Annotated in this window: 17 protein-coding genes; 5 read left to right on the top strand and 12 right to left on the bottom strand. The window is 62.7% G+C overall.

Going from position 1 to position 20,969, the window contains the following annotated elements:
- Positions 1-52: 52 nt before the first annotated feature.
- From AL072_RS31540 to AL072_RS31550, 3 genes are read right to left on the bottom strand one after another with little or no spacing between them, the layout of a single operon-like run.
- Positions 53-829, bottom strand: a complete 777-nt coding sequence (locus tag AL072_RS31540) for a class I SAM-dependent methyltransferase (protein ID WP_045585408.1) — start codon at positions 827-829, stop codon at positions 53-55.
- Positions 826-1,743 carry a class I SAM-dependent methyltransferase gene (locus tag AL072_RS31545; RefSeq protein WP_245637100.1) on the bottom strand — a complete coding sequence of 306 codons (918 nt, stop codon included), beginning with the start codon at positions 1,741-1,743 and terminating at the stop codon, positions 826-828. Before AL072_RS31545 ends, AL072_RS31540 begins: the two co-directional genes overlap by 4 nt.
- Before the next feature lie 16 nt (positions 1,744-1,759).
- On the bottom strand, positions 1,760-2,944 hold the full coding sequence (locus AL072_RS31550; protein WP_045585409.1) for a glycosyltransferase: 1,185 nt from the start codon (positions 2,942-2,944) through the stop codon (positions 1,760-1,762).
- A 185-nt stretch (positions 2,945-3,129) separates the two neighbouring features.
- Between AL072_RS31550 and AL072_RS31555 the strand changes: the two genes are divergently transcribed.
- Positions 3,130-4,707 carry a tetratricopeptide repeat protein gene (locus AL072_RS31555; RefSeq protein ID WP_045585410.1) on the top strand — a complete coding sequence of 526 codons (1,578 nt, stop codon included), beginning with the start codon at positions 3,130-3,132 and terminating at the stop codon, positions 4,705-4,707.
- Here AL072_RS31555 and AL072_RS31560 read toward each other — a convergent pair.
- Positions 4,692-5,492: an FkbM family methyltransferase gene (locus tag AL072_RS31560; RefSeq protein ID WP_052710388.1), complete on the bottom strand. Its 801-nt coding sequence runs from the start codon at positions 5,490-5,492 to the stop codon at positions 4,692-4,694. The genes AL072_RS31555 and AL072_RS31560 overlap by 16 nt on opposite strands.
- Positions 5,493-5,962: 470 nt before the next feature.
- Here AL072_RS31560 and AL072_RS31565 point away from each other — a divergent pair, with 470 nt between their 5' ends.
- The gene (locus AL072_RS31565) at positions 5,963-7,354 is read left to right on the top strand and encodes a tetratricopeptide repeat protein (RefSeq protein ID WP_045585411.1); all 1,392 of its coding nucleotides are present in this window, start codon (positions 5,963-5,965) and stop codon (positions 7,352-7,354) included.
- 28 nt (positions 7,355-7,382) lie between these two features.
- Here AL072_RS31565 and AL072_RS31570 read toward each other — a convergent pair whose 3' ends face one another.
- The 3 genes from AL072_RS31570 to AL072_RS31580 all read right to left on the bottom strand — a co-directional run bounded on the left by AL072_RS31570 (position 7,383) and on the right by AL072_RS31580 (position 10,671).
- A complete protein-coding gene (locus AL072_RS31570) occupies positions 7,383-8,678 on the bottom strand; it encodes a glycosyltransferase family 17 protein (RefSeq protein ID WP_052710389.1) in 1,296 nt (431 codons plus the stop codon).
- Positions 8,675-9,238 carry a hypothetical protein gene (locus AL072_RS31575; RefSeq protein WP_045585412.1) on the bottom strand — a complete coding sequence of 188 codons (564 nt, stop codon included), beginning with the start codon at positions 9,236-9,238 and terminating at the stop codon, positions 8,675-8,677. The genes AL072_RS31570 and AL072_RS31575 overlap by 4 nt, the downstream gene beginning before the upstream one ends.
- A 125-nt stretch (positions 9,239-9,363) precedes the next feature.
- The gene (locus tag AL072_RS31580) at positions 9,364-10,671 is read right to left on the bottom strand and encodes an IS701 family transposase (protein ID WP_045585413.1); all 1,308 of its coding nucleotides are present in this window, start codon (positions 10,669-10,671) and stop codon (positions 9,364-9,366) included.
- A gap of 232 nt (positions 10,672-10,903) precedes the next feature.
- On the opposite strand from AL072_RS31580, the gene AL072_RS34715 reads away from it, so the two are divergent.
- Positions 10,904-12,226, top strand: a complete 1,323-nt coding sequence (locus AL072_RS34715; protein ID WP_425388629.1) for a glycosyltransferase family protein — start codon at positions 10,904-10,906, stop codon at positions 12,224-12,226.
- 135 nt (positions 12,227-12,361) lie between these two features.
- Here AL072_RS34715 and AL072_RS35065 read toward each other — a convergent pair whose 3' ends face one another.
- The 5 genes from AL072_RS35065 to AL072_RS31595 form a co-directional block, all read right to left on the bottom strand.
- A complete protein-coding gene (locus AL072_RS35065; RefSeq protein WP_158511117.1) occupies positions 12,362-12,523 on the bottom strand; it encodes a hypothetical protein in 162 nt (53 codons plus the stop codon).
- Between the two features lie 294 nt (positions 12,524-12,817).
- Complete coding sequence (locus AL072_RS33940) at positions 12,818-13,558, bottom strand: methyltransferase, TIGR04325 family (RefSeq protein ID WP_158511118.1); 741 nt, start codon at positions 13,556-13,558, stop codon at positions 12,818-12,820.
- A gap of 223 nt (positions 13,559-13,781) precedes the next feature.
- The gene (locus tag AL072_RS31585; RefSeq protein WP_045585414.1) at positions 13,782-14,924 is read right to left on the bottom strand and encodes a DegT/DnrJ/EryC1/StrS family aminotransferase; all 1,143 of its coding nucleotides are present in this window, start codon (positions 14,922-14,924) and stop codon (positions 13,782-13,784) included.
- Between the two features lie 13 nt (positions 14,925-14,937).
- Positions 14,938-15,972 carry an NAD-dependent epimerase/dehydratase family protein gene (locus tag AL072_RS31590; protein ID WP_082109325.1) on the bottom strand — a complete coding sequence of 345 codons (1,035 nt, stop codon included), beginning with the start codon at positions 15,970-15,972 and terminating at the stop codon, positions 14,938-14,940.
- Positions 15,973-16,003: 31 nt separating this feature from the next.
- The gene (locus tag AL072_RS31595) at positions 16,004-19,456 is read right to left on the bottom strand and encodes a glycosyltransferase family protein (protein ID WP_052710420.1); all 3,453 of its coding nucleotides are present in this window, start codon (positions 19,454-19,456) and stop codon (positions 16,004-16,006) included.
- A 3-nt stretch (positions 19,457-19,459) separates the two neighbouring features.
- On the opposite strand from AL072_RS31595, the gene AL072_RS34720 reads away from it, so the two are divergent.
- Both AL072_RS34720 and AL072_RS33945 read left to right on the top strand, forming a co-directional pair.
- Entirely contained in the window at positions 19,460-19,819 is a 360-nt protein-coding gene (locus AL072_RS34720; protein WP_144428451.1) for a hypothetical protein, read from the top strand.
- Positions 19,820-19,966: 147 nt separating this feature from the next.
- A complete protein-coding gene (locus tag AL072_RS33945) occupies positions 19,967-20,962 on the top strand; it encodes a TIGR00180 family glycosyltransferase (protein ID WP_082109326.1) in 996 nt (331 codons plus the stop codon).
- Positions 20,963-20,969: the final 7 nt, after the last annotated feature.

Consider the following 20,969-nt stretch of genomic DNA (forward strand, 5'->3'; position numbering starts at 1 on the left):
GATACCGTCAGCACGAACGAAGTTTGCGCGAGAGGCGGGAGAAGGAGAGTCCTCACGCCCCCGGACGGCGGGCCAGCACGTAGATGTAGTCGCCATGCGACCAGGAGTTCAGGCGGAAGATGTGATACAGCGCCTCGGCAAGGAAGCGCCGTCCGGGGCCATAGTCACCCTCGGTGCCCTGGCCGCTGGCGGCCCCCAGCACGTTGCGGTAGAGCGGCGAGAAGAAGGGGAAACCCCATTCCACCACCCGCTCGATCTCCAGCCCGACCGACCTGATCTTGGCCTGCAGCTCGCCGCGGGCATAGTTGCGGTGATGGCCGACCGTGCGCTCGAAGTCGCGCATTCGCCCCTGCAGGGTGGAAACCAGCAGGTAGCGGCCGGTCATGGCGGCGAGGTTGCGCAGAGCCGCGACGTCGTCCTCGATATGCTCAACCACGTCGGTGCAGACCACCAGGTCGAAGCGGCGGTCGAGATGGCCGGCGGCGACGTCGAGCAGTCCGAATTCGGCGTGCGGCGCGCGGCGGCGGGCAACGTCGATGGCCTTGGCGGAAAAGTCGAGGCCGCTGTAACTGGCCTGCGGCTTCAGCGGCATCAGCGTGGCGAGCAGCGAGCCCTGGCCGCAGCCGACGTCGAGCAGGCTGTCGTAATTCAGCGGGCGCACCATCTCGGTGACGATACGGCGCAGATGCCGGCCGGTCGGGCCGTATTTGCGCATATCGTTCCAGCGCCGCTCCCAGCTGTCGTCGTAATCAACGCCGCCGGGGTGATCGGTCGCCGCCGCGGCGAGAGGAGTGTCGAGAGGGGCGGACTTGAATGCGTCGTCGCTCATGCGGGCCTCCGGCGCAGGATGAATTCGTTGCAGCCCGTCGGCACGCGCGGCGGACGGACCTCCAGCAGCTCGAAGCCGAGCGCGTCCATCCGCGCCCGCACCTCGTCGGCACTGGCATATTCGTAGGGGTAGCCGCCAAGCCAATCGGTGACATCCACCCAGAACTCCATGCCGCGCTCCTTGCGCAGCGGGTTGGAGCCGGTGATCGCCCAGGTCGCCAGGAACATCAGCGAGCCCAGCGTCCAGTCCCAGACTCTCCGAAGGAAGCCCGGTGACAGATTGTAGACGATCTTGATCAGGGTCCAGATCGGCGAAGTCCAGTGGCGGTTGTAGAGCGCCAGCACGAAGGTGCCGCCCGGCGCGACCAGCGGCGCCACCGTCTCGATCGCCGGCCACATGGAGCCGGTGTGGTGCAGCGAGCCCCAGGCATAGACCACGTCGAAGCGGCCGAGCGAACCGACGAAGCCGCTGTCCAGCGCCGAGCCGCGGTGGAACTCGATGCGCTCGGCAAGCTCTGGCGCGAAGCGGCCCAGATTGCGGCGGGCGACCTCGACCCCGGTTGGGTTGACGTCGAAGCCCAGCGCGCGGTCGACGCCCAGCTTGCCGGCGGCGATGGTGAACAGGCCGGAGCCGGAACCGACGTCGCAGAAGCTGGCGCCCTTCAACCGGTCGGTCCCGACCAGCCCCTTCAGGCTGTCGATGGCCGCCACCAGCCGCGGCTCGTTCAGCACGGTGCGCGAGTAATGGTCCCAGTTCTCGCCGAAATCGAAGGCCAGGGCGGATGTCCCTGCCGGGGCGCCGCCCCCGCCATCCGCCGTCTTCACCGGTTCCGCCACGCTGTCCGATCCCTTGCTGTCCGATCCGCTCTGCCGCGCCGCCATACGCTCCCGAAAGCCGCCGGATGTCAACAGCACGTCATGCGACGGCCCCTCACTCCGCCCGCGCCGCCGGCTCCCCCGCCCGCCCGCCGCGGCCGGCAAGGGACAGGTCGCGGTAGGCGGCGGCGACGGCGCGCCAGGAGAAATGATCGACCACCCGGCGGCGTCCGCCCTCGCCCAGCCGGCGGCGCAGGGCCGGGTCCGCGGCAAGCCGGGCAAGGGCGGCGGCAAGGGCCGGGGTGTCGTCGACGTCCAGCATCAGGCCGGTTTCCTCCACCACCACCAGATCGCGGTTGCCGGCGATGCGGGTCGCCACCACCGGCAGGCCGGCGGCCATCGCCTCCAGCACCACATTGGGCATGCCCTCGTCGCGCGACGGGAAGATGAAGGCGTCGGCGGCGCGGTAGGCGGCGGGCAGCTCGTCGCGCCCGAGCCAGCCGCGGAAGGCGATGCGCTCCGACAGGCCGAGCCGGGCCGCCTGGGCCTCCAGCTCCGGCCGGGCGGGGCCGTCGCCGACGATGGTCAAGCCGATACAGGCGCGTAACTCCGCCGGCAGGGAGGCTAGGGCTTCGAACAGAACGTCCAGCCCCTTCTGCCGCACCACCCGGCCGACGAACAGCAGCGACAGGCGGTCGCCGTCGTCCCTTGCATCAGCAGGCGCGAAGCGGGCGGCATCGACGCCGTTGGGGATGATGGCGATGGGCCGGTCGGGGGCGAAGCGGCGGGCGAGGTCGGCCAGCCCCTCGCTGTTGGCGACGACGACCGAGGCGCGGCGCCACAGCCAGCCGATCACCGGCCCGGCCAGCCGGTGATAGAGCGAGATGCCGTCATACTGGAAGCCCGGCACGTCGCCGCCACGCAGGCTGACGACATAGGGCGTTCCAGTCAGCGCCCTCACCATCCATGCCGCAGGGCCGCAGGGCAGGCCGAAATAGGCGACGGTGGCATCCGGACGCCAGCGGGCGGCGATCCAGGGCACCATGACCAGCGAACTGGCGAGGAAGGCCAGCATCTCCACCACCGAGCTGCGGTCGCGGCGGCGGCGCAGGGTGGGGATGCGGCGGATCTCCACCCCGTCGGCCCGGCGCTCCACCCGCGGCAGGCCGCCGAAGGCAGAGGTCAGCACCAGAACCTCCTCGCCCAAGGCGGCGAGTTCGCGCGCGGTGTTGTCGGTGGCGTTGGCCGCCCCGCCGCCCAGCGGCGGAAACTCGTAGTTGATCAGCAGAAGCCGCGCCATACCGCCCGCCACACTCCCTGTTCGACGAGCGCCATTGATGGGCGGTGAGGGGCGGCGATGCAAGCGGACAACCCGCCCCGCATCGCAACCGCCCGTCCTTTGCAGCGCATGGCATCTCTGCTACTGATCCCCCCGGTCCTCGATGCCGTCCGAAACAGGTTCTCAACCGGGGCGATGCGATCTCCATGAACATCCAGCAAGCCTTCGCCACGGCGCTCGGGCTCCATCAGAGCGGCAAGGCGGCGGACGCCATCCGCCTGTATGGCGAGATCGTCGCCGCCGATCCCCAATTCGCCCCCGCCATCAACAATCTGGGGCTGCTGCATGCCGATGCCGGCCGTGACACGGACGCGGTGGCGCTGTTCCGCCGCGCCCTGAGCCTATCGCCAGCGTCTCTGAACGGCTGGACCAACCTGGGGGGGCTGTTTGTCCGGCTAGGCCGGACGGAGGAAGCGGTGCGGGCGTACCGCGCGTCGGTCAGGCTGAAGCCCGACCAGCCGGCCGTGCTCAACGAACTGGGGATCAATCTGGAGCGGCTGAAGCGCGCCGACGAGGCCTGTGACGCCTTCGCCCGCGCGGCCGCCCTGGCGCCGGACGATGCGGAGGTCGCCAACAACCACGGCGCCATGCTGCGCATGGCCCACCGGCTGGACGAGGCGGCGGTATGTTTTCGTCGAGCCATTGCATTGAACCCGCAGCATGGCGGGGCCTATAGCAATCTGGGATCGACGGTGAAGGAAAAGGGCGTCCTCTGGGAGGCGCTGCGGGCCTTCCGGCGGGCCACCCGCCTGGACCCGGATTTCGCCGGAGCCCATTGGAACGAAAGCCTGGTCCGGCTGCTGCTGGGCGACTTCGTCCGAGGCTGGCAGGGTTATGAATGGCGCTGGAAGCACGGCCGCCTGCCTTCGCCCCAGCGCAGCTTCGTTCAGCCGCGCTGGGACGGGTCTCCGCTGAAGGGCCGGCGGCTGCTGGTCTATTGGGAGCAGGGTTTCGGCGACGTGCTGCAGTTCGTCCGCTATCTGCCGCTGTTGGCGCAAGCGGCCGAGAGGACAGGCGCCGGACAGCCGGTCTATCTGGAATGCCAGCGGGCGCTGCTGCCGGTTCTGCACAGCCTGCCCGGCACCATCGCGGTGGAAACCGGAGGGCCGCTGCCCGATTTCGACGTGCAAATCCCGGTGCTGAGCCTGCCGGCGCTGTTCGGCACCCGGCTGGAAACCGTGCCGTCCCGCGTTCCCTACCTGAGGGCTGAGCCGGAGCTTGCGGCGCGCTGGGGCGAACGGCTGAAGGGAGTGGCGGGGCTGAAGGTCGGCATCGTCTGGGCGGGGTCTCCCACCCACGGCAACGACCGCAACCGCTCCATCGGACTAGCCCCCTTCGCCCGGCTCGCCGCCATTCCCGGCGTCAGCCTCGTCTCCATCCAGAAGGGGCCGACGGAGGGCCAGGCGGCCAACCCGCCCGGCGGCTTCCCCCTGCTGAACCTCTCCCCCGACATCAGGGATTTCGCCGATACCGCCGCCATCATGGCAGGCCTCGATCTGGTGGTCTGCGTCGACACCTCCGTCGCCCATCTCGCCGGCGCCCTCGGCGTGCCCGTATGGGTGATGGTCCCCTTCGCCCCCGACTGGCGCTGGATGCTCGACCGCGAGGACAGCCCCTGGTATCCGACCATGCGCCTGTTCCGGCAGGACAGGCCAGGTTCATGGGACAACGCAATCCTCCGCCTCGAACACGCCATGCGGAGCAGGATTCAGAGCGGAGCGTAGGATCCGTCGCGGTGAACCATCACCAGATCGACCTGCCACATCCGTTCGTCACCGGGACGATAGAGTGGATCGACAATGTCCCAGACCTGGAAACCGTAAGGTGCCATGGCGGCAATGATGCGAGGCATGCGCGCATCGCCGCCGGCCACCGTCGCTTCGATCGCGAAAACGGTGTCCGGCCGCATCAGCGTGGCGGCGCCTGCCAACACCTCCAGTTCCAGGCCGTCGACATCGATCTTCACCAGCATCGGCCCGGCATAGCGGCCCTCGGCACACAGGGTGTCGAGCGAGAGGCCGGGCACGGTGCGCAGCCCGGACGGAGCCTCCGTTCCCTCCGCCCTCTCCAGAAAGACGGAGGAATAGAGCCGGTCATCGGAAACCGCCAGCGGGACCATGCCATCCTGACGAACGGCGGCTGCAATGCGGTACTCGGCACTGCGCAGTTGCCCGCACAGGACCTGCAGGGCAGGTTCGTTCTCGACCACCGGCTCGACCAGCACATGGTGGGCGTCGGGAAAGACCTCGTAGAGTGGAGGGGTGCCGGTCTGAGCACCGATGTCGATCACGGTGGCGGGGTAGAATCCCCGGCCGCGCAGCAGCGACAACGACTTGTGCTTGCTCTGGCGGACCATTGTCCGCTGGGACCGGATCAGCCCCAGAAGCGTCGCCGCCATCGGATTGCCCGGACTGGCCCGGAGGATTGCGCGATAGAACTCTTCCGCCCGTTCCAGGTCACCGGAGAGATGGACGTCGAAAGCGATCTTGAGACCGTCCGCGATGCTCACGGCGTTTGGAACTCCCACACTGGCCGTCACATGCGCAACTCCATCTCCAAGACCGGATCGGATCGGATCGGATTGGAGCAGGGTGCCGGTTGGATGGTGACACATAAAAGTGCCGCGCCAGAATGGACCGGCGCGGCACAGTTTCGGCTGGAACCCTTTCCCGGGTCCATAGCAACACTTGATGATATTTTCCCATTTATTCAAGCGCGTTCTTATGCAACGGCCAGGTTTCCGCTCTGCAGCCCCCGCATTTCCCACAATGCGGGGGACAAGGCTGAGCCTTCCGCCGCCACCGCCTCCCAAAGACTGCGCTCTGCGGCATGACAGGTTGCGACTCGAGGAGAATCCTGAAAAGGGCGAGGCCGGCCCGCCGTCTCCGAACCCCCATGCGGGGCGTGATGCCAGGGCCGCTTGCCAGGGATGCGGAAGCCATGGGATGAAGCACCTCCCCTTCTGCCTCGGTCCATTCCATGCGCTTTTCCAATCCCGACGCCATCCTTCAGGCTGCACTCGATGCCGAACGGACGGGGGACCACGAAACCGCCCGAACGCTCTGCCATCGGCTGCTGGAGAACGCACCCGCCGGCCGGCAGGCGCCGGCAGCCCATGATGCGCTCGCCAGGCTTCTGGTGGGGCAGGACATGGCTGCGGCGGCGGACCACTCGCTCGCAGCCTGGAGGCTGATCCCCACCGATCGGACCCACCGATCCAATCTGTGGCAACTGCTGACCCATCTGGGCGAGGCGGGCGACATCGCACGCTTCCAGGGACGCGGGGATTGCGTCGGCTTGGTGGCGCTGGGCAACGCGCTGCGCCGCGACGGGCAGGCTCTGCGCGCCGAGCGGGCTTATCGCCGGGCGCTGGACCTCTATCCGGAGGTGTCCTTCACACTCAGCCGGCTGGCCTGTCTGTGCGCCGAACAGCACCGGTTGGAAGAGGCCGACGCCTTGTTTCTTGATGCCGCAGGACGCCATGGCGGGCGCGACGCCGTCACCCGCACCTCCCCAACCTTCCTCCGATCCCTGCGCGAAGCGCCACCGCCCGCCGGCATCCGCGCCACCATCCAGGAAGGCGCCGGAGTCGCTGCCAGGCCGCTGGTGGTCTATGCCTGCTGCGATGCCGTCTATGCACGCAAGTTCCTGCCGACGATGGTTCGGTCCATCGTCGAGGACAGCGGGCTCGACTGCGCCATCGCCCTGCATCTGGTCAATCCCGACGCCGAGGCCGAGGCGGTGGTGGCCACCCTGGCCGCTGCCCACGGCGCCGACCGCTTCATCGTCCTGCGCGAAGCCATCGACCTTTCGCCGCTGGGCGGCGATGCCAAGACCTATTACGCCTGCAGCCGCTTCCTGGTGCTACCCGACCTGCTGGTGCGCTGGCAGAAGCCGGTGCTGATGCTGGATGTCGACCTGCTGGCGATCCGCGATCTGAACCCGCTGCTGACGACATCCGCCCACTCGGACCTGGGCATGATGAGCCATGCGCTGAAGCGGCTGGACATCTGGAGCCTGCTCTACGCGGACGTGCTGCACATCCGGCCGACCACGGGAGCACTGCGCTTCCTCGACCTGACGCGACGCTACATCCGTCATTTCCTGGATCGCGGGCTACCGGTCTGGTTCCTCGATCAGGCGGCACTCGCGGCCGTGCATCTGGCCGGTTTCACGACGGAAGCGCCCCCGCGTCTTACCGTCTATCCGGCCGACATCCACAGCAGCACGGTGATGGTCGACCGCGAGGGCCGCTACTGGACCGACGACAGTGCTTATTTCTATTCGGTTCGTGCCACCGGCGGCGGCCAACATGCGGTGCAACGCTTGAAGCGCCGAGCCGGTACCACCGCCGAGGTGAAGCCAGGCTGACGGCCCCCGGCATGTCCGCCCCCCGGCCTCACCGGATCCAGCCCATCATCCGGAAGCGGTCGAGGTTGTCGCGCACCAGATGTGGATGGCGATCCATCGCCACGATCTCGTACTCCTCCCGAGCACCGGGCGCACCGTCGGGGATGGCGCTGCCACCATCGAGGAAGCTGGCGACATCGGCCATCCCGCGTTCATCGAAGGACTGCGCGTGCTCCTGGTGAGCATAGGCGCTCAGCTTGGCGGTAAAGCGCTCGAGGTCGCCCATCCAGCTGAAGTGCCAGCCCGCATCGGGAATAAGATGGCCGACACCCTGCTTGGCAAGGTAACGTACGGCATTGGGACCGACCTGCCGGATGAAGCGGAACGGGGCGGCTCCCGCGGCGCGCCAGTTGCAGGCGAAGCGGTAATTCAGCCGATAGAAGAACAGGTCGAGCTCTGCGATGAAAACGCTGTCGAAGGCCGGCCCTCCGGTCCGCAGCCGCTCCACCACCTTGCGCCGCAAGATCTCGTCGACATCGGAGACGATGACCATGTCGTCGTCACGGCAATCCTCCAGACCGCGCAGAATGGCGTCGCGCTGGTAGGCTTCCCGCTGCCAGGAGAAGGTACCGACGCGTTCGTCCACCACCACGTAACGGATCTTATCCATATAGGGCCGGAACCGTTCCCGGTGGTCCTCGAAGGTCAACCCCTTCGGCTCGCCGGAATGGGTGTGGGTCGCTTCCACCACCACGAAGCGTTCGACCACATCGTACAGTTCGGCCAGTCTGGTTTCCAGAATCTCGGCCTCGTTGAAGAAGGTGCAGCAGTCGAAGATCCGCCGGCCCGCCGGCTGCGCCGGAACGGCCGGGGCCGCCGCTTCGGCGAATGGGTTGTCGGAAAAAGGGTGTTTGGGGTTGCGGCCGAGCGCTGCCGCATAGCCGACGAGCGCACGCATTCCGAGCAAAGTGGACCAGCGCTGGGTGCGCGTCCAGTTGTCGATGCCGGGCCCCTCCAGCAGGCGTTCCATCGTTGCCGACAGGCTGTCGAAGGAGGAGCGCGCCGCCGCATGTCCCTCCATGTCGTTGACATAGGCCCAGCCGAAGCCTTTCAGGCTTTTCAACAGTTCCTCGATGGCAAGGTACTGCTGCGCCTGCGCCATGTGCTCCAGTCCCGCCGCGCTGCCCCACAGATCGAAAGCCTTCTTGTGGGCTTGGAAAGCCTCGCGGTAACGCTGCCGCTCCTGGTGCAATCCTCCCAGCCAGTGCAAGGCTGCCGAGGCCGCCTGGTGCAGGGCATTTTTCCTGCCGGCTCCCTCCTGCTCTCCCTCCGCCTGCAGGATCATGGCCCGGCAGCGAACGAGAGCCTCGGCCTGGCCGGGCGGACACACCCGATCAAGCGCGCCGAGAAGGGGGCCCCGGCCGGCCGGCCCTGGACCAACCGGTCGGCGAGCGCGCGGATGCCCGCCTGCAAGGCAGCGACGCGCAGCTGGCCCGCCTGGTCCGGGGCCGGAGACAGCAGCAACCCTCTGTCGATCGACCTGCACCCAATCTCCGCATCGCCGTCGGCATCGCGTTCAAGCTGACCCACCAGCAGAAGCGCCCGCTGATTCGCGGGATCGAGTGCCAGCAGCAGATGGCAGGGCAGCTTGGCGTCGCTGCCGAGCCCGGCATTCGCATCGTCCATCGCACGCCGGAGGAGCAAGTCGATCACGGTATCACGGCTGGCGCGGAGCTGCTCGCGAGGCGCGCCCTGCTCGGCAAGAAGGGAGAAACACCAAGCGGCGTAGCCGAGCCGGCCCTCCTTGTAGGCCTTGCTTCCCTTCGCGAAGATGTCGGTCAGCACTACGCCCGAGAGGGCGATCGCATCGGCATCGCCCGGATTCCGGATGACGATACTCCGCAAGGCCTCTAGTTCTACTGTGTCATAAGATGCGCTTACGCTGACAGCACGGGCATCGGTCGAGTGCCCGGCTCAGACTTCGCGCGATGGCGATGCGCAGAGTGGCGATGGAAGCCGGCACATGGCGCTCAGGGCGCAACGGGAGAACCGCGGGGTCGGTAACCCTCGGGTAGCGCAGGCGCTTTGCGGCGCCCGGGTCGAGGTGGAGCCGAGGGGGGAATCGCGGCCCGTTCGCGGACCAGGAATCCGTAGGCGGCGATGCACAAGGTGGCGTGATGGTGGAACCCCCGCCAGCCGCGGCCTTCGTAATGGCCCAGCCCCAGTTCCTGCTTGAGCTCCAGGTAATCGCGTTCGATCCGCCAGCGTCCCTTGGCGGTGCCGACCAGATCATCCAGCGACGCGGTCTCCGCCAGGGTGGACAGCCAGTATTTGCTCGGCTCATCCTCGTCGGCGGGCCACTCGATCAGCAGCCATTCCGCCGGACGGAGTTCAGCCCGCTCGTTGTCGCGATGGGCGGGGTGGACGCGGATGGCGGCGAAGCGGGAGGTGAGCGGCGCGTTGGTGCCTTCACGCCAAGTCACCGTGCGCCACGCCGTCGGCACCAGCCCCTTGGCCAGGATCTTCGCCGACACCGGTTCATGCCCCGGCGCCCGGCGCAACCCCTTCGGCGGCCGCCCCCTGCCGCTCCAGGGCTTCGGCGGCAGCGGTGTCACGCCCGGCGGCCAGAGGCTGGTCGACGACTGGATGCCCGCGACATAGGCAAGCCCCAATGCGCTGATCCCGGCGCGCAGATCGGTATCGGTGCCGTAGCCGGCGTCCATCAGCACCACGCCGGGCGGCAGGCCAACTGCCATGGCCGCGCGGATCTGCTCCAGGGCGATGGCGGGCTTGGTCTGGAAGGCGACATCATCCGGGATGCCGGTCTTGGCGCGCCGCACGGCATCGTCGGCCCAGGTCTCGGGCAGATAGAGCCGCAACGCGACGGGCAGGCTGGCATGATCGGTGGCCAGCGACAGCGAGACGGCGACCTGGCAGTTGTCCTGTTTGCCGAGCTGGCCGCAGTACTGGCGCGCCACGCCGACCGAATGGCGGCCTTTCTTGGGCAGGCCGGTGTCGTCGATGATCCAGAACCGGAGCGGGCCGCACTCCAGCAGGGCTGGCAGCACCAAGTCGCGGACCGCTTCCAGAACAGCACTATCGTCCCAGGCGGCCTTGGCGACGAAATGATGCAAGGATTGGTGGGCGGCGCCGACCCGGCCGGGCTCGACGCGCGCGGCCATCGGTTCGACGCTCTTGCGCTCCCCCGGCAGCATCAGGCCGGTGCAATAGGCGCGAAACGGTGCTGCACGATCGGCGTGACCAAGCGCCGCGGCAAGACGCTCGACATAGGCTGTGAACCGTGATTCGCTGGTGTTCTCCGACCCGCCGAGATCCATGACGCCTCCCGAACGAAGCATGAATCTCATTCAATACCGCGGGCCGCCACGCGGCGCCAGATTTATGACACAGTAGAACTAATTGGGTGCCAGTGGCGGCTTGTTCCGGTTCGAGGTGGGGTATCGCAGCGAGACATCCGTTTCACGGAATTGACCGTTTGCATGGACGATGCAAAGATCAGGAAATGAATGGCATATGATGTGCCATTCTGGAAAGTTAGCGTTGGCGGAAGTGATGAATATAGATATTAGGGAAATATACGACGCAATTCACCGTGGTGATTTACGCTTTGCGATGTGGGTTATGCGGCATTTGTCGCCTGAGTTGGAGAATTTATTCCGAGATAGTGATGATCCTGCTGTAAGGCTTTGCTATCTTAGGGCAAAAGCCATGACCTATCGTGCTCTTGAGATATATCGGCCTTGCCCGATCCTTGGGCCTGCAGGACCGACTTTGCGGCCACGGCAGCGTGCAATGATTGAAACCATTCTGACGAACCATTGGATGTCCTGGCAACGGGGGAATACGCCCGAACCAGTCTGCCGCAATGTGTTCAAGCGTTCAGAAGGAGAGGAAGAACTTAGAGGAGATGATGCCAAGGTCGCTATTGTTTTTGGAAGGCATATACATTCTAATCCTCTGTACATAGAAAGTGATTTCTATGTACACTTTAATAAATCATGCAAAGATTACGGTTGTGACGTTTATGCATATAATGCTGACGATATTACATATAGCCAAGAAATTAAAAATAAAAATAATATATGCATCAATAAAAGTCTCGATGAATTGAGTAATTTTCTTGAGAAAGTTAGGCCGGATATTGTGGTTACGGATGGTAATTTTTCTCCATCTAAGGATACGATAAATTCAAAATATTGGATGGAGAAGAAGGAATTACTTAAATTCAAGCTGGCAATTTGCGTTGGGGACAGTTATGACGATTCCTGCAATATACAGGAATGGCTGGATTGCTCTGATGTCGTCATTACAATGAATGAAACATCATTGCAAACATATGGCAAAAGAAATGTCATGACTATACCATCCATTCCATTAAGTGAGAGTCTTCTGAAGGAATCAGATAGTAAAGATATACCGATTTCTTGTATTGGATCTGCAAATAGAAATCGTGATGCTTGGCTTCGGCCTTTTCAGGCTCTGGGGGTGAAAATATTTGCATCCTTGCACGACAGGACCAAAGAAAATGCGCCAAATTCAGAGAAATATAGAGATATAATGGGGAGATCAAAAATTATATTTAATAATGGTGTTGTTTCTCCTCTTGTTCATATCCAAACTGGTAGATTTTATGAGGCAATTATGTCTAAAGCAGTTGTTTTGGAAGAGGTTGGATCTCCGGCATACAAATATTTTTCTGAGTATGTCCATTACATACCCGTAGCTAATATAGATCAGGCCATATCTTTCAGCCAGTTCCTTCTGGAGAACGAGGATTGGAGGTCTATGATCGCAAATTCTGCAAAGGATTATTGGAATAAATATTATGCGACTACTTTATTCTGGGAATCTCTCATACGAAGGCTGAAATGAGAAACAAAGAGTGCAAGTTTCAATATTGAGAATCATGAGTGAATGCGGAATATAGTAAATAAGAATTACAACAAAATATTGCAAAATCAGAGAAAAATACCTGTCATAGTGGCAAGCTAACCCATTGGCTTGCCACTATGAACTCAGTGCTACGATCATCGCCTGGATTGCCCGTTCGACTTCGTCGTCCTCCAGTTCCGTGATCCGTGCGGCCAGGCGCTCGATCAACACCGCCTGCTCCAAAAGCAAGGTGCCCTTCTTGGCATCACTCAGGCTGTGGCGCGGCGGGGTCTCCATCCCGACGCTGACTCATATTCATCAAGGAGGTGGCGCAACCTATTTTGCCAGCCCCGTGAGCATTTACCCGGCCCAAGCAGCCCGTCCAGGAACGTATCGGCAGAGGCCGCCGTGCCGGACTGCAGGAACAGTGGCCGGAGTCGGGCCTTGGCTCCACGCAGATCGTCTGACCATAGCCCCACAGCAGGTCCTCGACCGCGACACCGGACATGGCAACCTCCCAAAGCCTGCTCAACAGGCGGGAGGCCGAGCCAGTGCAATTGTAATGCTAGCCTTGGTGAGGATGGCTCGATATCATAGGCCCTTGCGACGACATAGCATGCCACTACCAATGCATAATGTTTCCGAACCCAACCTAAATACTTCGTGGTGATTAGTCCAATTGATCTCAACCTTATGGGTGCGTTCAATAATTTCGTGGAGTAAATTCATGCCAAATGCGCGCCCAGCGTAAGAAACCACTCCTTTGTCATAATTAACAAATTGCGCAAAATTTTTATTTGAATTGCCATTCACCAAAGATGTCCTGTTAAATATGATGAAGTCGGATTTCCTAACTTGCGGGTTGTCCATGTATCCAATTGGATCAGGCAAATACCCCAGCACACCTCCAAAATGGAGAATGTTTATTTTTCCAGTATTTATTTCTGAAATGTCTTCATAAAAAAATAAATCCGGGTCCGCAATAAATTTTTTTCCATAGTTAACCTGAACGCTTGTTTCAACAATGTGCCAACGGAATTTGGCGGATCCTCTATATAATTGTTTAAATAACGCATAGTGGCCTCCAGTAGAGCCGCCAATATCAACCACATCAAATTCATTATTTTCATAGTACGATGCTGCAGACAAAAAGGCTGCCATGCCAGATATATTCGATGTGTTTTCATCCTGAGATGAGCCATGATTTATACATGCGCTATGTTTGTAATTCGGCATGCTTTCAATCAGAAGATTGTCGTTGTATCCAGATGTTGCGTTCTTTGCGTCTTCAAATGACACGTGCTCTTCAAATCGAACTGAAACTATTTTCATTTTTTGACTTGTCCAGAAAATTACAGGGGCTGGAGAATAATAGCTTATCATATAGGACGGAAAGCGCTCAATTCCAATATCATTAGCAGGACGCGGAGCACGTCCGGTTCATGTCCCGCCATTTGAGGCGCCGGCTTGGTGCCATTCCCGCAACCGGCGCTAACAGGTCATGCCCGAACTGCAGCCCATCTCCACCGGCAGCAGCCAAATCATTGGCTTACCGCTATGCATTCAGTGCCATGGCCATCGCCTGGATCACCCGTTCGACCTCGTCGTCCGTCAGAAAGGGATGCATCGGCAGGCTCAGCACGCGCCCGGCCAACCGCTCCGTGCGCGCCAGGCTGCCCGCTCCCAGGGGGATGCGGTTCCGATAGGCCGGCTGCAAGTGGACGGGAGCCGGGTAATGGACCCCGGTTCCGATCCCGTGCCCGCGCAGCCGGTCCGCAACGGCGTCCCTGTCATCCAGTTCGACGACATATTGGTGGAAGACATGGGTTGCTCCCGGCCTGCGGACGGGCAGGGTGACGGGGAGACCGGCCAGCCCGCGATCATAGGCGGCAGCAATGGCCCGGCGCCGCTCGTTCCAACCGGGCAGATGGCGAAGACCGACCCGCAGGATCGCCGCCTGCAATTCGTCGAGTCGGCTGTTCCGTCCCACCATGTCGCTGATGTAGCGCTCCCGCCAGCCATACTGGCGCAGGCTGCGGGTGCGTTCGGCGATGGCGGCGTCGCGGGTGACCAGCGCGCCGCCGTCTCCGAGCGCTCCCAAATTCTTGGTCGGGTAGAAGCTGTAGGATGCGGCGGCGCCGAAGCTGCCGACGGGGCGGCTCCGCCACAGGGCGCCATGGGCCTGGGCCATATCCTCCACGACCGTCAGGCCGTGTCTGTCGGCAATCGCCATCACCGCATCCAGGTCGACCGGCTGGCCGTAAAGATGAACCGGCACGATGGCGCGGATTGGCGGCGTTCCAGGCGGCGGAGCGGCCAGAGCGGCTTCCAATGCGGCAGGATCCAACCCGTGCGCCTCGTCGACATCGACCAGGATGGGGGTGGCGCCGGCCATCTCGATGGCGGCGACGGTCGCCACCGCCGTGTGCGATACGGTCACCACCGCGGCTCCGGGACCGATGCCCACGGATTCCAGGGCCAGGACCAGGGCATCCGTGCCGTTGGCGACGCCCACCGCATGCAGGCCGCCGGTTCCGGCTTCTCCGGCGAAAGCGGCGAACTCCGCTTCGAAGGCCGTGACTTCGCGGCCAAGGATGTACCATCCGCTGTCGATCACCCGGCGGACGGCATCTTCGATCTCGTCGCGGTGGGCTTGGCACCAGGCGCCGGGATTGGTCTGTGCGATGGGAGCGTGCATGGTCCTGTCCGGCTCAGAGGTAATGGGCGAGGTGCTGGCGGTAATAATCGACGGTCCGGCGCAATCCTTCCTCCAGGCTGACCCGTGGCGACCAGCCGGTCGCCGTGCGGAACGCCGTGTCGTCCGCGTAATAGTCGCCGATATCGATGCGCTTCCTGTCCGATGGGAACTCTCGGGTGCTGAACGTTCCATCGGAATGGCGGGCCAGGATTTCGGCGGTTTCCCGCAGGCTGACGACCCGGTCGCCGCCGAGATTGAAGGCCTTTCCTTCCAGTTCGGGTGTCAGCATCGCCAGCATCATGGCGTCCACCGCATCATCGACATAGGTATAGTCGCGAAGCTGGTCTCCGCCCCAGACCTCGAAAGGACGGCCCTCCACGACGGCGCGTACCCAGACGCCGAGAAAGGTCTGACGGGCGTCCTTGATCCGCATGCGCGGTCCATAGGTGTTGGTCAGGCGCAGCACGGCGGTCGGCAGCCCGTACACCTTGGAATAGAGGAGATGATAGGATTCTCCGGCGATCTTGTTGATGCCGTTGACGTCGACCGGGTCGAGCGGATGCTTCTCGTCGACCGGCAGATAGCGGGGGCGGCCGTAGATCTGGCGCGTGCTGGCGAAGACGATGCGGGCGCCCTGATTGTGCTGGCGGCAGATTTCCAGCAGGCTGAGCTGGGCCGTGCCGTTGATGGCCAGATCGGTGAATGGATCGGTCATCGAATCCATGTGCGAGGTCTGGCCAGCCAGATTGAAGATCATTTCCCGGTCGCGGGCCAACCATCGCAGGCTGTGCGGGTCGCGAATATCCGAGATGTTGACCTGCACCCTGCCGCCCGGACCTCCGCATCCGTCCATGTTGAACGGGTTGCCGCCATAATCCGGCACAAGGCTGTCCACGACGACGACATCCGCTCCCAGCCCGGCCAGCCTTCTGGCGAGCGTCGAGCCGATGAAGCCCATTCCGCCCGTGATCAGGACCCGGCGGTCCCGCCAGCGGGTGGGGTCGTCGAAGGCGGCGGACGGGCTGCAGGCCGGGGAAATGTCGTTCATCAGGGGGGTCCCAGTTAGGAAGGAGCCTGCGTCAGATCGGCTTGCGCGCTTCGACGAACAGGCTGTCCGGCTTGCGCACCCGTCCGTTCGCCTCGACATCCAGACCATAGGCGGCGAAGCCTGCGATGCGCGAGTCCGACGCGGCCGTCACGGCGGCTTCGATGAAGCCGGTATCCGTCAGCAGCCGGCGCAGCGAGAAGCGGTCGTACATCCATTGATGGACCTCGCCGGATTGCCGGAACCGTCCGATCGCTTCGGCCGAGAGCGTTGCTGGATGCGACGGCTTCGCGGCCTGCGGTGCCGCGGCGGCTTCGGCCCGGATTTGGGCGATCATGCCCTTGGCCTCCCATCCGATCCTCTCGACGATGAAGTCTTCCGCGGGCAGGGGCACGCGGCGCAAGGCACGCAACATCTCGCCGCCGCTCTCGTTGCGGACCATCTGGTCGAGCAGTTCCAGCATCATCCAGTCGTAACGGTCCGCGGCTTCCTTGTCGCCGGAATCGGCCCGGTTCAGGAATTCCAGGTACAGGCGGCAGATCCGTTCCAGATCGGGAATGGCGATGCGCAGGATCCCGCCCGGCTTCAGCACCCGCAGGCAGTCCGCGAGGAAGGCCGGCACGGCGGATTTCGGCAGATGTTCCAGCACATGGGAATGGTAGACCGCGTCGAAGGTGCCTTTGGCGAAGGGCAACGGGTGGCGCGTCACATCGTGCGGCATCACCGCGCTGTCGCGCGGCGCGACATCCAGATTGACCCAGTCGCCATGGAAGTGGCTGCCGCAGCCGATGTTGAGCAGGGCAGGGCGCAAGGGAACGACCGGTTCCACCACTTCGCACAGGAAGCTGCGGGTCGGGGTGCTTTCCCCTAGAACGGCGGACAGATCGTAGGGGATGCTGCCCCAGACGCGCCGCACGGCCAAGCCGTTGCGGGCGAACAGGACGCGCAGTTCGCCTTCGTTGAGGATGACCTCGACGGTCGGCTGGCCATAGGCCAGCTTCGTCAGGTAGGTGGTCGGGCGGTTGTGCAGCACCGGTACCGTGTGGAAGATCACGAAGCGCTTGGCCGCGCGCCGGCTTTCGGCAATGGCCGCCTCGTAATCGACGATGTGCATCAGCGCCACGCCGTTGAACACGATGTCGACGCCGGCGTCGGCCACCGGCAGCCGGGTGGCGTCGGCGATTTCGAAAGGCGTTCCGGGGCGCTGCCGCCGGGCCAGGCCGATGAGGGTGGCGGAGCGGTCGATGCCGGCATAGCGGACGCGGCCGCCCAGCAGGTGATCGAACACCTCCTTGTAGTAGCCGCTGGCGCAGCCGACCTCCAGCAGCGTCGGCGCCTCCAGGCCGCAGGCGGCCACCGCCGTCGCGGCGACGGCCAGGTCGATGCGCGCCTGCCCCTGCCGCATCCCGGTCAGCAGGTCGCGATAGGCAGCCTCCTGGCGCTCAGCGACATCGTCCTGTTCCCAGGCGCTGCCGGACCAGTCGCTGCCGCTCAGCCGGACTGCGGTCTGCCGGTCGATCACCGCATAGCCGGCTGACGAGGCGCCGGCCGCCGCGGAAGCGGCGGCACCGGCGGCACCCGCCACGTCGTCCATCTTTGTGTTGCGGGTCTGGCCGAAACGCGGATCGCCGGGAATGGCCAGCCGGTACAGCGGCGCCAGCTTGCCGAAGGCGGCCTCGATCGATGCCAGATAAGGCTTGTAGAGCTCGTCCACCAGGAACGGCATGTTGGCGCGCACCTGATAATCGCGCAGGCGCAGATCGTAGGTGCCGGTGCCTATATGCTTGATGCCGTGGAAATGGACGAAGACCAGCGGCTCGTCGTCCACCATGACGGTTCCGTCGTCCCGACGGTGAAGGCGGTGGTTGTCGACGTTCCACAGCGCAAGATTGATCCCCTTGCCGTCCAGGATGCGCAGATTGGGATATCGATCCGGCCAGCGGTCCAGATATTTCTGATCGGCGAAGCGGTCGTCCTCCAGCCTGTCATGGCACCAGGCAAGGCAGTCGCTCCGGTAATCCTCCAGGCAGCGGCGGCCTTCCCGGTCGTTGCGCCAGGAAACCCAGGCGACGTTGAAGCGACCGTAAACCAGGCGGTCGGCGCAGGCCGGCGAAAAACGATGCGGGGTGATGGCCACCGATCTGTCGCCGATCGCCGTGAACACCTCTTCCGGCGAGCGGTAGAAATACAGGTCGGAATCCAGGTAGGTGATATGGCCGATGTCCGGATTCAGGGCCAGGATCATGCGGGGCAGGCAAGGGGTGCAGGTGAAATAATATTCGACCTTGGTCCGGTCGGCGCGGCAGGCGGCCAGATCGGGGTCGAAATCCTCCAGCTCGCTCAGGCGGATCGCGGTTGCCGCCGGTTGCTGTTCCGTCACGATCCGATGAGCGGTGTCGTTCAGGCAGAGAACATGGAAGCGGGCGTCCGGCAGGAAGCGTCGGATCGATTCCATCATGACCAGCCCGCGGGCCGCGTAATTCCCGTCGAAATAGGTGCAGAAATGGCGGATTGGCCGGCTGGCCCCGGCCGGCGTCTCTTCAACGGTTGTGGAAACCCGTTCCGGCATCCTCTTTCCCCTGTCTGCGTTTCCTGCCGCGGCAGCCAGATGACGCCGGACGATGGTGTCGAAATCATGAATGCGCCGGGCCATGGAATGGTCGCGCAGGCAACGTTCCTGGCCTCGGCGGGCGATGGCGCGCCGCTCTTCGGGATTTGCCAGGTAATGATGTATTTTTTCCAGAAGCTCCCCTTCGCTTCTGAACGTCTCGATTTCCCGGCCGATCTCGAAATATCGGGAAAGATTGTCGTGATGTTCGGTCAGAAGGAAGGCGCCGCTGCCCGTCGTCTCGAACAGCCGCATGTTGGCCGTCTCGTTGCCGGCGACATCGAAGACGGTGCCGTCGGGTGCCACGGCGTTCATGTCGCTGCGGCTGTCGAAGACGATGCGGCCGCTGCGCAGCACCCGGTGCATGGGCAGTCCGAAAACCGGAGGCTGTGCCCAGCGTGCAAGAGCCGGCGGCAAGGCTTCCGGTGGCGTGGTGAGGTGGAAGGCACAGTCGAACGCGCCGGACAGCGCCTTTTCCCCCAGCAGGGTCAGCAGCCTGTTGCGGCGAGCATGCTGATGCGGGGTATAGGAACCGGCGAACAGCAGATCGTGCCGCTCTTCCGATGGCCCGATTGCATCGCCGATCCAGGCCGGGAAGCCCGGCATGAAATGTTCCGCCGCCTTGGCGCCAAGCCGCAATGCCATGTCCCGCATCGCCGACAATCCGGACAGCAGCACATCGAATTCGGACCAGTCGGTTCCCGTCGGCACCGGAGCGGCCTGCCAGCCGATCACCAGGGGCGGGCGCCGGGTCAAGCTGCGGACGAAACGGGAATCGAAGCTGGTGCAGTCGCTGAAATACAGGATATCGGGCGCGAGAAGATCGATCTGCCGGCGCAGAATATCCTGAATGACATTCCCATGACCTGGGATGGTCATCCCATGTTCGCGCAGCCACGCTCCTTGCGTGGAGCCGTTATTGGCGACGATAAAATGGGAATCGTAGCCGATCGCCTCCAAGTACGGGGCGATGTTGTGAAGAGCACTGAAACCGTCCCGAAGCAATGCATCGGTCTGTTCACGGAAACCGGCGGCTTTCAACTCGGGGTGTTCGGTATAAAAGCTTTCCAGATAGGGAGCATAAAAGGTTTCAACCTGGACGATCCGCAAATTCTTGCGCTGTGTGCTCATGGAAGATGCCATCTTTCGAGCCATGACGGAGGTCGTCAGGTGAAGCCGTGTTCGGCCCCTCGGCCGCTCGCCGCCGACCATAGCGATTGCCAGAAAGGGCGGCAACGGTAACGGCGCCCTTTGTCCGCTTGTGCCGATAAGGAAAGTTTTCGCCTCAGCGACTCCTGTGGAAGGGGGACGGATAAAAACATGCTTCCCATAGCAGCGATTTTCAGCGAATTATTATGTTTAAATTCCAGATGGAGCGGGAGAGTTGCGATGACCCCAATTACAATAATAATCCCAACAATGAATCGGAGCATATACCTGGAGAGGTCTCTTAATTACTATAAAAATTCTGGGTTTGATGGGTGCATAATTATTGGGGATTCTAGCGAAGGAAAAGAGGCAGATTTGGCAAGTGATTTGGTGGAGCGTTTTAAGAACTGTCGATTTTCTCTGCGTTTTACTCGTTATCCTCGCTCTGTGTCTTTGATCGATGTTTGGCGGAAATTGATCGCCACAGTTGACACAAAATACATCACATATGCTGGAGATGATGATCTGCAGATTCCCTCTGGCATGAATGCTGCTGTCGCATTTCTTGAGCATAATTCGGAATATATCGCCGCTAAATGTGAAATGATAGAAGTAGAGATTGGAGAAATCGCGCCGTATGGAGATATAATAAAAGTATCTCGAAAACCTTTCCCAAATTACGACATCGACAGTGCGGTTCAAAGATTTTCCACATACGCGCAAATGGCAATTAGTGTGCAATATGGTGTATATCGCACAGAGGCATGGCGGTTTGCCTATGAAGTCGCTCCGGCACCTTATCTACCTTATTTTGGAGAGGAATTTATTCCCTGTTCAGTTTGCGTCGTTCTTGGAAAGTTGAAGTCGTTGTCCAATTTAGGGACTATTCAGCAGGTCGATGGATCGGGCGGCGTGTGGAAAAAGCGGACCATGTTCGATCTGATCCGCACGCCTGAATGGCCGGTAGTGTCACGCCTCTTCCAGGCGAGGCTGGCGGAACTGCTCACCAGGATCGACCGTATCGTGCCGGCCGATGCCGAACGCGTGACGGAGCAGATCCTGTGGTGGCATGTGAACATGTTCATGAACCACCAGTACAAGACCAAGCACGAGAAGCAGCCCGAACAGGAAAGGCAGAGCAGTCCTGGTCTCCTTGCCGAATTGGACCGCTCGCAGGAGTTCGCCCTGGTCCGGGACGTGTTCCGCCGCAAGCGCGAGATCCACTTCCAGGCATGACGGGCGG

It is taken from the genome of Azospirillum thiophilum, from assembly GCF_001305595.1.
GTDB lineage: Bacteria > Pseudomonadota > Alphaproteobacteria > Azospirillales > Azospirillaceae > Azospirillum > Azospirillum thiophilum.

Bases quoted from the DNA above. Each gene is read 5' to 3' on its own strand.
- AL072_RS33945 (WP_082109326.1), top strand. From the start codon at position 19,967: ATGACCCCAATTACAATAATAATCCCAACAATGAATCGGAGCATATAC.
- AL072_RS31580 (WP_045585413.1), bottom strand. From the start codon at position 10,671: ATGGATCTCGGCGGGTCGGAGAACACCAGCGAATCACGGTTCACAGCC.
- AL072_RS31540 (WP_045585408.1), bottom strand. From the start codon at position 829: ATGAGCGACGACGCATTCAAGTCCGCCCCTCTCGACACTCCTCTCGCC.
- AL072_RS31585 (WP_045585414.1), bottom strand. From the start codon at position 14,924: ATGCACGCTCCCATCGCACAGACCAATCCCGGCGCCTGGTGCCAAGCC.
- AL072_RS31550 (WP_045585409.1), bottom strand. From the start codon at position 2,944: ATGGCGCGGCTTCTGCTGATCAACTACGAGTTTCCGCCGCTGGGCGGC.
- AL072_RS34720 (WP_144428451.1), top strand. From the start codon at position 19,460: ATGTTCGCGCAGCCACGCTCCTTGCGTGGAGCCGTTATTGGCGACGAT.
- AL072_RS31570 (WP_052710389.1), bottom strand. From the start codon at position 8,678: ATGATCCTGCAGGCGGAGGGAGAGCAGGAGGGAGCCGGCAGGAAAAAT.
- AL072_RS31555 (WP_045585410.1), top strand. From the start codon at position 3,130: ATGAACATCCAGCAAGCCTTCGCCACGGCGCTCGGGCTCCATCAGAGC.
- AL072_RS31565 (WP_045585411.1), top strand. From the start codon at position 5,963: ATGCGCTTTTCCAATCCCGACGCCATCCTTCAGGCTGCACTCGATGCC.
- AL072_RS31595 (WP_052710420.1), bottom strand. From the start codon at position 19,456: ATGACCATCCCAGGTCATGGGAATGTCATTCAGGATATTCTGCGCCGG.
- AL072_RS31590 (WP_082109325.1), bottom strand. From the start codon at position 15,972: ATGAACGACATTTCCCCGGCCTGCAGCCCGTCCGCCGCCTTCGACGAC.
- AL072_RS35065 (WP_158511117.1), bottom strand. From the start codon at position 12,523: ATGGAGACCCCGCCGCGCCACAGCCTGAGTGATGCCAAGAAGGGCACC.
- AL072_RS33940 (WP_158511118.1), bottom strand. From the start codon at position 13,558: ATGAAAATAGTTTCAGTTCGATTTGAAGAGCACGTGTCATTTGAAGAC.